Here is a 15,544-nt window from a genome sequence, read left to right on the forward strand (position 1 = left end):
ATAAGGCGGCGCATTTTAGCAGAGCCCATGGCTATCGGTAAGCTGCGATTTTCACTGCATTTCACATTGGAACGATAGTTTCAGCCACGCTCGGGCTGGAAGCGCACCACAAAGCCCTTGAGGTTCTGCTTGCGATTCAGCACGTCGCGCAAGCGGTCGGCTTCAGCGCGCTCGATCAGCGGCCCGACAAACACCCGATTCTTGCCGTCTGCGGTGCGGATGTAGGCGTTATAGCCTTGGCTGCGCAGGGTTTTCTGCAGGCTTTCGGCGCTTTCCCGGTTCGACAGGCTTGCCAGCTGCACTGACCAGCTGACAGACAGGCCGTTGGCATCGACCCGGCTCTGGGTGGTGTCAGGCTTGGCCGTGGCGACCGGTGCGGGAGCCGGTGCCGGCTTCGGCGCTGGCGGTGTGACGGTTTTGGCCACCACGGGTGCCGGCGCGATCGGAGCGCTCGGGGCAGCCGCTGGCGTACTTGGAGTTGGCGGCACCGTATCACCGATGGCGATCTCGTCATCGCTCGGTACAGGCTCCTGCGGCAAGGCTTGCGGTTCAGGCACCACCACCGGCTCGACCTGCACTTGCGGCATCACGGGTGCCTGCGGGGCTGCCGGGGCCTGGACCACCACCTGGCGCTGCTCGTCTTCCCGGGAAAACAGCATCGGCAGGAAAATCACCGCCAGCGCCACCAATACCAGGGCGCCGACCATCCGCTGCTTGTACGCGTTATCCAGCAATGCCATCTGCCGCTTCCTCCGTGGAGCGCCGAGCCAGCCATTCAAGGGCCTCGGCGACACAATAAAATGATCCGAACAGCAGAATCTCGTCATCTGCAGTCGCCTGCGCGCTCTGCCCTTCCAGGGCCTCGGCCACGCTGGCATAGGAACTCACTGAAGCGCCAAGGTTCTGCAACGCTGCGTGCAAATCCGCTACCGGACGCGCGCGCGCAGAATCGAGGGGGGCAACCGCCCAATGCGCGACGCTGGCATTCAGCTCGCTGACTACGCCATCCAGGTCCTTGTCGGCCAGCAAGCCGAACACCGCCAGGCGCCGACCCGCTACCGGCCGACTGGCCAGACGTTGCGCCAGATATTGCGCAGCATGCGGGTTGTGACCAACGTCGAGCATCAGGCTCAGGCGCTTGCCGTGCCAGGTGAACTGGCGCCGATCCAGGCGACCGATGACCTTGGTCGCCGTCAGTGCGGCCGCCAATTGCTCAGGAACCCACGGCAGGCCCAACAGTGCATAGGCCTGCAGCGCCAGGGCGGCGTTTTCCATCGGCAGGTCGAGCAACGGCAGATCATGCAACTCAATCGGCTGGCCCTTTGCATCGACACCGCGCCATTGCCAGTGTTGCTCGGTCATGCCCAGATCGAAGTCGCGGCCACGCAGGAAGAACGGGCACGCCAGTTCGCGCGCCTTGTCCAGCAGCGGTTGCGGGGGATTGAGGTCGCCGCACAGCGCCGGAGCGCCCTGACGGAAAATCCCGGCCTTTTCGAAGGCCACGGATTCTCGGGTATTGCCCAGGTAGTCGGCGTGATCGACGCCAATGCTGGTGACCAGTGCGATATCGGCGTCCACCAGATTGACCGTGTCCAGACGCCCGCCCAAGCCGACTTCGAGAACCACCGCATCGAGCCCGGCACGCTGGAACAGCCAGAACGCCGCCAGGGTGCCCATTTCGAAGTAAGTCAGGGTGGTCTCGCCGCGACCGGCCTCTACCGCAGCAAAGGCCTCGCACAGCTGGGCGTCACTGGCTTGTACGCCATTGACCTGCACCCGCTCGTTGTAATGCAGCAGGTGCGGAGAATTGTAGACACCGACGTTCAGGCCCTGCGCACGCAGCAACGAAGCCACGAACGCACAGGTGGAACCCTTGCCGTTGGTGCCGGTGACCGTGATCACCCGAGGCGCCGGCTTGCCCAATCCCATGCGGGAGGCTACCTCTTGCGAGCGCGCAAGCCCCATGTCGATGGCGGACGGATGCAGTTGCTCAAGGTAGGCGAGCCATTCGCCAAGGGTACGATCGGTCATAGGTTGGCAGGTGCCGGTGGAACCACGATTGGCTCGATGGGTGCAGCCACGAATACCGGGGTCGGCAGGCCCATCATTTGCGCCAGCAGGTTGCCCAGGCGCGGACGCAGTTCGGCGCGCGGGACGATCATGTCGATGGCGCCGTGCTCCAGCAGGAACTCGCTGCGCTGGAAGCCTTCCGGCAGTTTTTCACGCACGGTCTGCTCGATCACGCGCGGGCCGGCAAAGCCGATCAGCGCTTTTGGCTCGCCGACGATCACGTCACCCAGCATTGCCAGGCTGGCGGAAACGCCGCCGTAGACTGGGTCGGTCAGTACCGAGATAAACGGAATGCCCTCTTCGCGCAGACGCGCCAGCACCGCGGAGGTCTTGGCCATTTGCATCAGCGAGATCAGCGCTTCCTGCATCCGCGCACCGCCGGAAGCGGCGAAGCAGATCATTGGGCAACGGTGCTCCAGGGCGTAGTTGGCCGCGCGCACGAAACGCTCGCCGACGATGGCGCCCATCGAACCGCCCATGAAGGAGAACTCGAACGCCGAAACCACGACCGGCATGCCCAGCAGGGTGCCGCTCATGGAGACCAGCGCGTCTTTCTCGCCAGTCTGCTTCTGTGCCGCGGTCAGGCGGTCCTTGTACTTCTTGCCGTCACGGAACTTCAGGCGGTCCACTGGCTCCAGGTCGGCGCCCAGTTCGGCACGGCCTTCGGCGTCGAGGAAGATATCGATCCGCGCACGGGCGCCGATACGCATGTGGTGGTTGCACTTAGGGCAAACATCCAGGGTTTTTTCCAGCTCCGGACGGTACAGCACCGCCTCGCAGGATGGGCATTTGTGCCACAGACCTTCAGGCACCGAGCTTTTCTTCACCTCGGAACGCATGATCGAAGGGATCAGTTTGTCTACTAACCAGTTGCTCATGCTTTCTTTCTCCAGTACCGGCGGCCCGAACGCTCTGGTTCGCAGCCCCGCGTATGCCCTTGAGCTAAATTCATGTGTGCGGCGATGATCGGTTCGTTGCGGGGTCGGTACGCGACCTGCCTGCAACGCACTCGACCCTCAGCCATCCAGACAACCGGCGCTGCGCGGTTGCCACTTCGGTTTCGGCCCACCCGAGGGCGGCGCCCGCCTGCTGTATGCAGCGCGGATTTTGTACCATGCAGTGGACGGCGGCAGACTGCCAGCCGTCACATCATCACGCGCTACCGCGCACAGCCTGCATAAATGCGCGAATTCTCGCGTGATCCTTGATGCCCTTGCCCTGCTCCACCCCACCGCTGACATCCACCGCATAAGGCCGGACCCGCGCAATGGCCTCGGCAACGTTGGCCGGCGTAAGGCCGCCAGCGAGAATGATCGGCTTGCTCAAGCCCGGCGGTATCAATGACCAGTCAAAGGCCTCGCCGGTTCCACCGGGCACACCTTCGACATAGGCATCAAGCAAGACGCCGCTGGCACTTGGGTAAGCATTGCAGGCGGCGGCGATGTCATCGCCGGCCTTGACCCGCAGGGCCTTGATATAGGGACGGTGCCAGCTTTCGCAGAAATCGGCCGCTTCATCGCCATGGAACTGCAGCAGGTCCAGGGACACCGCATCGAGAATCTCGCCCAGCTCACAACGACTGGCGTTGACGAACAGACCTACGGTGGTCACGAACGGTGGCAACGCGGCAATGATCGCCCGCGCCTGCTGTACCGTGACCGCCCGCGGACTCTTGGCATAAAACACCAGGCCGATCGCATCGGCTCCCGCCTCGACCGCTGCCAGCGCGTCTTCTATGCGGGTAATCCCGCAAATTTTGCTGCGAACGGCTGGCATGTCGTTGGAACCTCAGTGCAAATCGGGGAAAGTCCCGGATGGTAGCAAATGCATTCGCAGGCGTCAGCCGTCAAGTTCCGAGAATCCGGTTAGGAAATGCGGGCCGATATAACGCTCCGGCAGCGCAAACTCATCGCGATACTCCACCTGCACCAGATACAGCCCGTAAGGATGGGCCGTGACCCCGCCGGTGCGCCGCACGCGGCTTTCCAACACCTCTTTGGCCCACTCCACCGGACGCTCGCCGGTACCGATGGTCATCAGCACGCCGGCAATGTTGCGCACCATATGGTGCAGGAAAGCGCTGGCACGGATGTCCAGCACGATCATCTTGCCGTGGCGGGTGACGCGCAGGTGGTGGATTTCCTTGATCGGCGACTTGGCCTGGCACTGCCCCGCGCGAAACGCGCTGAAGTCATGTACGCCCAGCAGATACTGCGCGGCCTCGGCCATGCGCTCGACATCCAGCGGACGATGGTTCCAGGTAATTTCTTCGTTGAGGTGCGCCGGGCGAATCTGATCGTTATAGATCACATAGCGATAACGCCGGGCGATCGCCTTGAAGCGGGCGTGAAAATGCGCCGGCATGACCTTGGCCCAACTGACGCTGATGTCGTGGGGCAGGTTGATGTTGGCGCCCATGACCCAGGCTTTCATCGAGCGCTCGACCTGGGTGTCGAAATGCACCACCTGGCCACAGGCGTGCACGCCAGCGTCAGTCCGTCCCGCACAGTGCAAGGACACGGGCGAGTCCGCCACTTTCGACAGGGCATTCTCCAGGGCCAGCTGCACCGTAGGCACACCGGACGCCTGACGCTGCCAGCCGCGATAGCGCGAACCCTTGTATTCAACGCCCAGGGCGATGCGGAAAAAGCCTTCGGCGGCCATTTCGGCAGCCGGGTTATCAATATTTGCCAAGGGGTAACAGCCTGCTGATAGACGCAAAGGCGGGCATTATAAGGCGCTCATGCCGGGATGCCAGCCGCCCCAACAAAAACGGCAGCCTTCAGGGGCTGCCGTTTTTTCATTCACCGTAAGAAACGATCATCACGCCAGGCGTGCGAGCATCTCCCTGGCTTCGTTTTTCTGACCTTCACTGCCTTCGCTGATCACTTCACCAAGAATATCCCGCGCGCCGTCCTGGTCACCCATGTCCAGGTAGGCCTGGGCCAGGTCAAGCTTGGTCGCGACCTCGTCGGTGCCGGCGAGGAAATCGAACGATTCCTCATCACCGTCCATCGCCAGCGCCAAATCATCAGCGGTGAAGCTCGGCTCGCTGATCGGCGGGTCTTGCAGATCCGCGGAAAAACGATCCAGCTCGTCGTGCATGTCATCCAGATCAGCGATGAAATCATCCGATTTGCCAGGTGCGAGCATTTCATCGGCCAGGGACAGGTCGAAGTCGGCCGGCAGGTCCAGGTCGTCCGGCGTCGGCTCGTCGCTGACAGGCGCCTCGGCTACCGGTTGATCATCCAGACTCAGTACCGCCTCGTCTGCAGCCAGGGTCGCCTCGGGCACATCGCCCGCCAGGTCGAGATCGAAATCAGCCAGTTCGCCTACCGTGTCGGTGACCTCTGTCTGCTGCAAGGCCGAGTCGACGCTCAGGTCGTCTTCCAGCGGAAAGTCTTCAAGGTCAGCGACAGGCGCAGAGGCAACCACTGTCGGCGACACCGCCTCCAGTTGATCCAGATCGAGGTCGAAGGCGGCATCGAAGTCCTCATCCGCCACCACGGCCTCGGCAACAGCTGGCTCCTGGGCGACTTCAGGTTGATCGAGGTCGAGATCGAAGGCAGCGTCGAAGTCTGAGTCCAGCGCAGCCACGTCGAGAGGTGGCGTGGACTCCGTGGCCACCTGCGGCAGCTCTTCAGTCACCACAGGCTGATCCAGATCGAGGTCAAACGCCGCGTCGAAATCCTCGTCCAATGCAGCGGTATCGGCGACAGGCGCTGCTTGCGGCAGCTCTTCAGGCACCTCGGGTTGATCCAGATCGAGGTCAAACGCGGCGTCGAAATCTTCTTCACTGACGCTGGCCACTTCAGGCTCCGCTGCGGGGGCTTCAGGCTGATCCAGCATCAGTTCCTTCACATACTGGGCATCCAGTTCGGCGGTAGCCGCAGCAGCGGCAATCCCGCCCACTATGGCTGCGGCGGCCATGGCCGGGAAACGACCTTTCAGTTCCTCGACCTTGGCGAAGTTATCGCCATTGGCGATCAGCTGGCGCTCCTGGACCACGAACGCATCGCGATCGCCCTGCAAGCCATGGACTTCCATGAGCTTGAGGCGCAGATCGCTGCGCTGCGGCTCTTGCTGGATGCCTTCCTCGAGCAAGCTGACGGCCTGATTCAAACGACCTTCGTCGATATGCGTCTGCACGTGGTCGAGCAGGTCGCCGGAACGCTCGCCGGCCGGCGAAACCAGCGGTGCGGCGATGGGCGCGGTCATGACCACCGAGGCCACTGCCGGGGTGACCACCGCTGCCGGAGCTGGCGCGACAGGTGCAACCGTCTCCTCAGTGACCACCGACGGGGTCACCAGCTTGGGTGCCGGCTCTGCCACTTCAAGACCTTCGAAGCTGTTTTCCGGCAGTTCCAGGTCCTCGGCGAAGGCGGGCTCTTCCGCCAGCGCCTTGGCCATGCGCAGGTGTTTCTCGGCTTCCTGCTGGGCCTTGCGTCGGCGCGCCAACAGCAACAACAGCAGCGCCAGCAGCACTGCGCCGCCACCGACCAGGCCCATCAGCAGTGGATTGGTCAGCAGTTCGTTGTAGGTTTGTTCCGGCGTCTGTTTGGCAGGCACCTCGGCCGGTGTCGCTGGCGGCACTTCAGCGGCCGGCGTCGGGGCAGGCTCGGTTGACGTAGTTGCTGGCTGGGCCGCCAATTCCGCCGGCATGGCTGCCGCCGGTTCGGTGCTGGCGTCCGCCGGCGCGCCGCTCTCGGCTTGCAACTTGGCCAACTGGTTGTTCTTCAGCTCGATCAAACGCTGCAGCTTGTCCATCTGGCTCTGCAGGTCGGCCATGCGGCTTTTCAGTTCGGCGTTGTCACGACGGGTGGTGTCGAGGCTTTCCTGGGTAACCGCCAGTTGGTTGCCGATACCCTTGCTGTCGCCCACCGCGCCTTTGCCGGCTTTCTTGCCGGACTCGGCCGATACCAGGCTCAAATTGTCCCGAGCCGCGCCGGATGCCGGCGCTGGCTGGCGAGCGCGGCCCGTCGCATCGAGTTGCTGCGCCTGAGGCGGCACGTAGCGACGCCCCTCGCGCCAGGCCTTATTCTGAGCGGCGACCTGGGCAATGGCCTGGGATTGCGCAAGGCTGGTGCTCTGCGTTGCATCCGGCAGGCGCAGGACCGCGCCAGCCTTCAAGCGGTTGATGTTGCCGTCGATAAAGGCGTCGGGGTTCAGTGCCTGTATCGCCAACATGGTCTGTTGGATCGAGCCACCGTTGCGTGCCTTGGCGGCGATTTCCCACAGGGTGTCACGCGGCGCGGTGACGTGCTGGGCAGTCGAGCCAGTCACCGGCGCATTGATGGCCGGGGCGGTTTGCGCGGCGGCATCGGCCGTCTCCGGCGAGAACTTCGACGGGTCGAGCAAAACGCTGTAGTCACGCAGCAGGCGGCCATTGGGCCACATGACCTGCACCAGGAATTTCACCATGGGTTCGGACAATGGCTGGCTGGACGTTACCCGCAGTACGCTCTTGCCGCTGGCATTGAGCACCGGGGTGAAGGTCAGATCGTTGAGGAAGGCCTGGCGATCCACGCCCGCCTTGGCGAAATCGTCAGCCGAGGCCAGGCTTGGCACTACTTCCGCCGCCGTGAGGTCCTTGACATCGAGCAACTCGATCTCGGCCACCAACGGCTGGTTCAGGGTCGACTTCAGGGTCAGTTCCCCGAGCCCAAGGGCATGCGCCATACCGGAGGACAGCGCCGAGGCGGCCGCTATTGCTAACACCAGTTTGCGAACTTGAACCATAGCCTCTTCCTTTGTTTGAACATTCCTCGGCCAGCGAGAAGGTGTTATTTGTCGCTGCCAAAAGGCATAGCGCACGAGCCTCGGATGAGTCCGTGCGCGATTAAGTCACGAGTGTCTGTACAGGCCGCGCATGGCGGCCCGTGTGCAAGCATAGCGTCGAGTTGAAATCATTCGACAAATTGTTGCCAAGTATCTTTTACACAAGGCGTTTTATCAACAATTCGGCCACCTGAACCGCGTTCAGCGCGGCCCCTTTGCGCACGTTATCTGACGTCAGCCACAGATTAAGTTCCGACGGCTCGTCGACTCCGTGACGAACCCGGCCTACGTAGACCACATCCTGGCCCACCGCGTCACCGACCGGGGTCGGGTAATCGCCAGCGTCCACCAGTTCGATACCCTCGCCCGCTTCCAAGGCTGCGTTGACTGCCGCCAGGTCGACCGACCGCGAGGATTCCAGGGTCACGCTCAGGCTATCGCCAAAAAACACCGGGGCTTGAATGCAGTTCGCGGAAATTTTCAGCGCTGGCTGCGCCAAGACCTCACGCAGTTCGCGCACCAGGCGTTTTTCCAGCAGGGTATGGCCCTGCGCGTCCGGGGTACCGACCTGTGCCAGCAGGTTGAACGCCATCTGCCGGTCAAAGAACCGTGGCTCCAATGGCCGCGCGTTGAGCAACTCGGCGGTCTGCCGCGCCAACTCGGTCACCCCTTCCCGGCCCAGAGCCGAAACCGCCAGACTGGCAGTGACGCTGACCCGCCGCAGATCGAGCAACTGACGCAGTGGCGCCAGCACCACCGCCAGGAGTGTCGCGGCGCTACTCGGGCTGCTGATCTGAAACGGTTGTTTCAAGCCGGCCAGCACCTCGGCGTTGGCCTCGGGCACCACCTGCGGCGCCTGTTCTGCCGGCAAGGCGCCAGACAGATCGATCAGCGCGCACCCCGCCGCCGTCGCCCGTGGCGCAAAGCTCAGGGTAGCCGCGGGACCAGCGGCGAAAAACACCAACTGGACCTTGGCGAAATCAAACTCATCGACCTCCCGCACCCGCACGTTCTTGCCCCGGTACAACACCGAACTGCCGGCCGACTCGCTGCTGGCCAACAGGTGCAAGGTGCCCACCGGAAAATCACGCTCCTCGAGGATCTGCACGAGGGTTTCGCCGACCGTACCGGTGGCGCCGACAACGGCGATATCAAGGGTCTGGCTCATGGTTCTACCTCAGGCGAAACGGGGGGAGCGGCACTTTACCGGGTGGGTGGCATGCAGGCAATTTATGTGGCGTCTCTGGGGGCCACCGCGCTCATCCAGAATTAACGCGGTGCCTGAGCATTCTTCGCGAGCAGGCTCGCTCCTACAGGTTGGGGGCCGGCAGACAATGGGAATAAAAAAACCCGCGCCTTTCACAAGACGCGGGTTCTTTCATTGCATGACTAAATCAGCGCTCGAGCAGGATCCGCAGCATGCGACGCAGCGGCTCGGCCGCGCCCCACAGCAGTTGGTCGCCGACGGTGAAGGCGCCCAGGTATTGGGTACCCATGTTCAGCTTGCGCAGACGGCCAACCGGGATGTTCAGGGTGCCGGTGACCTTGGTTGGGCTCAGCTCCTGCATGCTGATATCACGGTTGTTCGGCACCAGCTTGACCCACGGGTTGTGCTGGCTGATCAGCCCTTCGATATCGGCGATCGGCACGTCTTTGTTCAGCTTGATGGTCAGCGCCTGGCTGTGGCAACGCATGGCGCCGACACGTACGCAGATGCCATCCACCGGAATCGGGCTCTTGAAGCGACCGAGTATTTTGTTGGTCTCGGCCTGGGCTTTCCACTCTTCACGGCTTTGACCGTTCGGCAGTTCCTTGTCGATCCACGGGATCAGGCTGCCGGCCAGCGGTACGCCGAAGTTTTCGGTCGGGTACGCGTCGCTGCGCATGGCTTCGGCCACACGGCGGTCGATGTCGAGGATCGCGCTGGCCGGATCGGCCAGTTGATCGGCGACAGCACCGTGGGTCACGCCCATTTGCTTGATCAGTTCACGCATGTGCTGCGCGCCGCCGCCGGAGGCCGCCTGATAGGTCATGGCACTCATCCACTCCACCAGACCGGCTTCGAACAGACCGCCCAGGCCCATCAGCATCAGGCTGACGGTGCAGTTGCCGCCGATGTAGTTCTTGGTGCCCGCGTCCAGCTGCTGGTCGATGACCTTGCGGTTCACCGGGTCCAGCACGATCACTGCGTCATCCTGCATGCGCAGGCTGGAAGCGGCGTCGATCCAGTAACCCTGCCAGCCGGCTTCGCGCAGCTTGGGGAAGACTTCACTGGTGTAGTCGCCGCCCTGGCAGGTCAGAATCACGTCAAGGGTCTTGAGCTCTTCAATGCTGTACGCGTCCTTGAGCGGAGCAATGTCCTTGCCCACGGACGGGCCTTGGCCACCGACATTGGAAGTGGTGAAAAACACCGGCTCAATAAGATCGAAATCCTGCTCTTCCAGCATCCGCTGCATGAGCACGGAACCGACCATACCGCGCCAACCGATCAGACCTACACGTTTCATCGCAACTACACCTTTTACAAAAAGTGGGCTCGCTTGCCGACATCAACGACAAGCGGGGCCCGAGAGATTACAGATTCCGCAGCGCCGCGACTACTGCGTCGCCCATTTCCTGCGTTCCGACTTTGGTGCAACCGGCCGACCAGATGTCACCGGTGCGCAAGCCCTGATCCAGCACCAGGCTGACCGCTTTCTCGATGGCATCGGCCGCCGCCTGCTGATTGAAGCTGTAACGCAGCATCATCGACACCGACAAAATGGTCGCCAGCGGGTTGGCAATGCCCTTGCCGGCGATGTCCGGCGCGGAACCGTGGCAAGGCTCGTACATGCCTTTGTTGTTGGTATCCAGGGACGCCGAAGGCAGCATGCCGATAGAACCGGTGAGCATCGAGGCCTGATCGGACAGGATGTCGCCGAACATGTTGTCGGTGACGATCACGTCGAACTGCTTCGGCGCGCGCACCAACTGCATGGCGGCGTTGTCGACGTACATATGGCTCAGCTCGACCTCAGGGTAATCCTTGGCCACCTGCTCGACCACTTCGCGCCACAACTGGCTGGACGCCAGGACGTTGGCCTTGTCCACCGAGCAGAGCTTTTTGCCACGAACCATGGCCATGTCGAAACCGACACGGGCGATCCGGCGGATTTCGCTTTCGCTGTACGGCAAGGTGTCGTAGGACTGGCGTTCGCCGTTTTCCAAAGTGCGGGTGCCGCGAGGCGCGCCGAAGTAGATACCGCCGGTCAGCTCGCGAACGATGAGGATGTCCAGGCCGGCGACGATTTCCGGCTTCAGGCTGGAAGCCTCGGCCAGTTGCGGGTAAAGGATGGCTGGACGCAAGTTGCCGAACAGGCCCAGTTGCGCACGGATTTTCAACAGGCCGCGCTCAGGGCGGATGTCACGCTCGATGGTGTCCCATTTCGGACCGCCCACCGCGCCCAGCAGCACGGCGTCGGCAGCGCGGGCGCGCTCGAGGGTTTCATCGGCCAATGGCACGCCGTGTTTGTCGATGGCGGCACCGCCGATCACGTCGTGGCTCAGTTCGAAACCGAGGGCGAACTTGTCGCTGGCCAGCTCCAGTACCTTGACCGCTTCGGCCATGATTTCCGGGCCAATACCGTCACCTGGAAGAATCAGAATCTGCTTGCTCATGCGTTCCTCAATGTCATCAGTCGGTGCGCCCACGGACGCACCCGGAAAAATTCTAGCGCTCTGCCATCAGTACCAGCACATCGGTACTGAACGAGCCATCGGCTTCAATCTGGAAATACTCGCGCACTTCATTGCCCATCGCCTGCTGCAACTCGCGGATCGCCCCGCGCATCACTTCCGGTGTGCGCATGCGCTCAACCCAGGAGGTGTATTCAAGGCGCAGGCGCTGGCGCGTAGTGCTGCGGGTGTGCAAACCGGCCTCGCTGACCTGGCGCAACCACTCGCCGGCAGAATAGTCACGCACGTGACTGGTGTCGCGCAGTACTTCGACGCTCTGCAGGTAAGTGTCGAGCAATGGACTACCCGGTGACAAGACGTCGACGAACGCCGCCACGCCACCGGGCTTCAACACTCGGCGCACTTCACGCAAGGCCAGGCCGAGATCGCTCCAGTGGTGCGCCGAATAGCGGCTGAAGACGAAATCGAATTCACCGTCGGCGAACGGCAGGCGCTCGGCGGCACCGTTGACCGTGGCGATATTGCCCAGACCCCGTTCAGCGGCGGCAACCGCCACCACGTCGAGCATTTGCTGCGACAGGTCGTAGGCCACCACTTCCTTGACCAGCGCGGCGACGTGAAAGCTCACGTGGCCGGCGCCGCACCCCAGGTCCAGGACCCGGGCATTGCCCTGCCCTGCCAGCTCGGCCTGTAGCAGGGCGAACTCGCTGCCTTGAGCGTGCACGGCGCTGCTCAGGTAGGCCGAGGCCTGCTCACCGAATTGTTTCTGGACTACCTGGCTGTGCTGGGCGGTGCTGGTCATGGGGAGAATCCTTTATAGGGTGTCTGTTCTGGCCTGCTCGCGATGGCGGCATTCGCCATCCGCAAATCACGCGTCGCGAAACAACCACGGCTGGCTCGCACGATGCTTGGCTTCAAACGCAGCAATCGCCTCGTCGTCCTGCAAGGTCAGGCCGATGTCGTCCAGGCCGTGGAGCAGGCAGTGCTTGCGGAACGCATCGATCTCGAAGCTCAGCACCTTGCCGTCGGGACGGGTCACGGTCTGGGCCTGCAGGTCGATCTGCAACGGGTAGCCCGGATTAGCCTCCACTTGCTGGAACAGCTCATCGACTTCCGCGTCGCTGAGGATGATCGGCAGCAAGCCGTTCTTGAAGCTGTTGTTGAAGAAGATGTCGGCGTAGCTCGGCGCGATGATGCTGCGGAAACCGTACTCTTCCAGCGCCCATGGCGCGTGTTCACGGCTGGAGCCGCAACCGAAGTTTTCGCGAGCCAACAACACGCTGGCGCCTTGATAACGCTCGGCGTTGAGCACGAAATCCTTGTTCAACGGACGCTTGGAGTTGTCCTGATACGGCTGGCCGACATCCAGGTAACGCCACTCGTCGAACAGGTTCGGACCGAAACCAGTGCGCTTGATCGACTTCAGGAATTGCTTGGGAATGATTTGGTCAGTGTCGACGTTGGCACGATCCAAAGGCGCGACAAGACCAGTGTGCTGGGTAAAAGCTTTCATGCTGCGCTCCTTCAGATCAATTCGCGGACGTCGATGAAACGACCGTTTACAGCAGCCGCGGCGGCCATGGCCGGGCTGACCAGGTGAGTACGACCACCAGCACCCTGACGGCCTTCGAAGTTACGGTTGGAGGTCGAGGCGCAATGTTCGCCGGATTCCAAACGGTCCGGGTTCATCGCCAGGCACATCGAACAACCCGGCTCACGCCATTCAAAACCGGCTTCGAGGAAAATCTTGTCCAAGCCTTCGGACTCGGCCTGCGCCTTCACCAGGCCTGAACCCGGAACCACGATCGCCTGCTTGATGGTCGAGGCGACTTTGCGGCCCTTGGCGATCACCGCTGCGGCGCGCAAGTCTTCAATGCGCGAGTTGGTGCAGGAACCGATAAACACACGATCAAGCTGGATATCGGTGATCGCCTGGTTGGCGGTCAAACCCATGTATTTCAAGGCACGGACGATGGAATCGCGCTTGACCAGGTCCATTTCCTTCTCTGGATCCGGCACGTTCTGATCTACCGCCAGCACCATCTCCGGCGAAGTGCCCCAGCTGACTTGCGGCTTGATCTGCGCGGCGTCCAACTCAACCACGGTGTCGAACACCGCGTCGGCGTCGGACACCAGGTCCTTCCAGGCTTCGACAGCCAGGTCCCACTCGGCGCCTTTCGGGGCAAACGGGCGACCCTTGACGTAGGCCACGGTCTTTTCATCCGCCGCCACCAGGCCAACACGGGCACCGGCTTCGATGGACATGTTGCAGATGGTCATGCGGCCTTCGACCGACAATTCGCGAATCGCGCTACCGGCGAACTCGATGGCGTGGCCATTGCCGCCAGCGGTGCCGATCTTGCCGATCACGGCCAGCACGATGTCCTTGGCGGTCACGCCGAACGGCAAGGTGCCTTCGACGGACACCAGCATGTTCTTCATTTTCTTGGCGACCAGGCACTGGGTGGCGAGCACGTGCTCGACCTCGGAAGTGCCAATACCGTGGGCCAAAGCACCAAAGGCGCCGTGGGTCGAGGTGTGGGAATCGCCGCAAACCACGGTCATGCCCGGCAAGGTCGCGCCCTGCTCAGGGCCGATCACGTGGACGATGCCCTGGCGCACGTCATTCATCTTGAACTCGACGATGCCGTACTCATCACAGTTGTCATCAAGGGTCTGAACCTGCAAACGCGAGACCTGGTCGACAATCGCCTCGATACCGCCCTTGCGCTCCGGGGTGGTCGGGACGTTGTGGTCCGGGGTCGCGATATTGGCATCGATCCGCCAAGGCTTGCGCCCGGCCAGGCGCAGGCCTTCGAAGGCTTGCGGCGAGGTCACTTCGTGAATGATGTGACGGTCGATATAGATCAGCGCCGAACCATCGTCGCGCTGCTTGACCAAATGCGAATCCCAGAGCTTGTCGTAGAGCGTTTTGCCGGCCATCAGACGTTTCCTCATCAGCTTTTTTCTAACTGTTTCTATGCCCTGGGTCTTGAGCGATTCAATAACCCCTTGGCTTGTGAGGTCGATGCTATGGGGTTACATTAAATAACTCAAATTCATAATTTTTATGCTTTGGATAACCAACTGGAATACGAGCATGGACCTGGCCAACCTCAACGCCTTTATTGCCATTGCCGAGATCGGCAGCTTCTCTGGCGCCGGTGAGCGCCTGCACCTGACCCAGCCAGCGATCAGCAAGCGCATTGCCGGCCTGGAGCAACAACTCGACGTCCGCCTGTTCGACCGCCTGGGTCGTGAAGTCAGCCTGACCGAGGCCGGGCGCGCCCTGCTGCCACGGGCCTACCAGATCCTTAATGTGCTCGATGATACGCGCCGAGCCCTGACCAACCTGACCGGTCAGGTGACCGGTCGTCTGACCCTGGCCACCAGTCATCACATTGGCCTGCACCGCTTGCCTCCTTTATTAAGGGCGTTCACCCGCCAATACCCCGCTGTGGCGCTGGATATTCAGTTTCTCGATTCGGAGGTGGCCTATGAGGAAATTCTCCACGGTCGCGCCGAGCTGGCAGTCATCACCCTGGCGCCCGAGCCGCATGCGCTGGTGCAGGCCACGCCGGTTTGGGACGATCCACTGGATTTCGTCGTGGCCCCGGAACACTCGCTGCTGAGCAATGACGCGACACTGGCCGATATCGCCCGCCATCCAGCAGTGTTCCCCGGCGGCAACACCTTCACCCACCACATTGTCCAGCGCCTGTTCGAAGCCCAGGGGCTGACGCCGAACATCGCCATGAGCACCAACTATCTGGAAACCATCAAGATGATGGTGTCCATTGGCCTTGCCTGGAGTGTCCTGCCACGTACCATGCTCGATGAACAGGTGGCGCGCATCCCGCTGCCGGGCATACAACTCACGCGCCAGCTAGGCTATATCGTGCACACTGAAAGGACGCTGTCGAATGCTGCGCGGGCCTTCATGGCTTTGCTGGATGCACAGATCGATTGGCCAGGGAATGATGGCTGACTTGTGCTACTCCTATAGAGCCGCAAAACCCGT

Annotated in this window: 13 protein-coding genes; 1 reads left to right on the plus strand and 12 read right to left on the minus strand. The window is 62.1% G+C overall.

The genetic code is table 11. The features are described 5' to 3' along the window. Positions 1-80: 80 nt before the first annotated feature. The 12 genes from KW062_RS19105 to leuC form a co-directional block, all read right to left on the minus strand. Positions 81-740: an SPOR domain-containing protein gene (locus KW062_RS19105; protein ID WP_105755274.1), complete on the minus strand. Its 660-nt coding sequence runs from the start codon at positions 738-740 to the stop codon at positions 81-83. Further along, on the minus strand, positions 724-2,031 hold the full coding sequence (folC, locus tag KW062_RS19110) for a bifunctional tetrahydrofolate synthase/dihydrofolate synthase (protein ID WP_105755273.1): 1,308 nt from the start codon (positions 2,029-2,031) through the stop codon (positions 724-726). The genes KW062_RS19105 and folC overlap by 17 nt, the downstream gene beginning before the upstream one ends. Continuing rightward, positions 2,028-2,948 (minus strand): acetyl-CoA carboxylase, carboxyltransferase subunit beta, encoded by a 921-nt coding sequence (gene accD / locus KW062_RS19115; RefSeq protein WP_027616073.1) that lies wholly within the window; start codon positions 2,946-2,948, stop codon positions 2,028-2,030. The genes folC and accD overlap by 4 nt, the downstream gene beginning before the upstream one ends. Positions 2,949-3,222: 274 nt before the next feature. Then, a complete protein-coding gene (locus KW062_RS19120; protein ID WP_105755272.1) occupies positions 3,223-3,846 on the minus strand; it encodes a phosphoribosylanthranilate isomerase in 624 nt (207 codons plus the stop codon). Positions 3,847-3,909: 63 nt separating this feature from the next. Next, positions 3,910-4,734: a tRNA pseudouridine(38-40) synthase TruA gene (truA, locus tag KW062_RS19125; protein WP_027616071.1), complete on the minus strand. Its 825-nt coding sequence runs from the start codon at positions 4,732-4,734 to the stop codon at positions 3,910-3,912. Between the two features lie 159 nt (positions 4,735-4,893). After that, on the minus strand, positions 4,894-7,809 hold the full coding sequence (locus tag KW062_RS19130) for a FimV/HubP family polar landmark protein (protein WP_105755270.1): 2,916 nt from the start codon (positions 7,807-7,809) through the stop codon (positions 4,894-4,896). A 196-nt stretch (positions 7,810-8,005) separates the two neighbouring features. After that, positions 8,006-9,016 (minus strand): aspartate-semialdehyde dehydrogenase, encoded by a 1,011-nt coding sequence (locus tag KW062_RS19135; RefSeq protein ID WP_027616069.1) that lies wholly within the window; start codon positions 9,014-9,016, stop codon positions 8,006-8,008. A 226-nt stretch (positions 9,017-9,242) separates the two neighbouring features. Next, on the minus strand, positions 9,243-10,355 hold the full coding sequence (gene asd / locus KW062_RS19140; protein WP_027616068.1) for an aspartate-semialdehyde dehydrogenase: 1,113 nt from the start codon (positions 10,353-10,355) through the stop codon (positions 9,243-9,245). 67 nt (positions 10,356-10,422) lie between these two features. Continuing rightward, entirely contained in the window at positions 10,423-11,505 is a 1,083-nt protein-coding gene (gene leuB, locus KW062_RS19145; protein ID WP_008016234.1) for a 3-isopropylmalate dehydrogenase, read from the minus strand. 52 nt (positions 11,506-11,557) lie between these two features. After that, positions 11,558-12,325, minus strand: coding sequence for a class I SAM-dependent methyltransferase (locus KW062_RS19150; protein ID WP_105755269.1), 768 nt, complete (start codon positions 12,323-12,325; stop codon positions 11,558-11,560). A 66-nt stretch (positions 12,326-12,391) separates the two neighbouring features. Next, complete coding sequence (gene leuD, locus KW062_RS19155) at positions 12,392-13,036, minus strand: 3-isopropylmalate dehydratase small subunit (RefSeq protein ID WP_027616066.1); 645 nt, start codon at positions 13,034-13,036, stop codon at positions 12,392-12,394. Between the two features lie 11 nt (positions 13,037-13,047). Then, positions 13,048-14,466: a 3-isopropylmalate dehydratase large subunit gene (gene leuC, locus KW062_RS19160; RefSeq protein WP_027616065.1), complete on the minus strand. Its 1,419-nt coding sequence runs from the start codon at positions 14,464-14,466 to the stop codon at positions 13,048-13,050. Positions 14,467-14,623: 157 nt separating this feature from the next. On the opposite strand from leuC, the gene KW062_RS19165 reads away from it, so the two are divergent. Next, positions 14,624-15,511, plus strand: coding sequence for a LysR family transcriptional regulator (locus tag KW062_RS19165; RefSeq protein WP_105755268.1), 888 nt, complete (start codon positions 14,624-14,626; stop codon positions 15,509-15,511). Positions 15,512-15,544: the final 33 nt, after the last annotated feature.

This window comes from Pseudomonas fluorescens, from assembly GCF_019212185.1.
Classification (GTDB): Bacteria; Pseudomonadota; Gammaproteobacteria; order Pseudomonadales; family Pseudomonadaceae; genus Aquipseudomonas.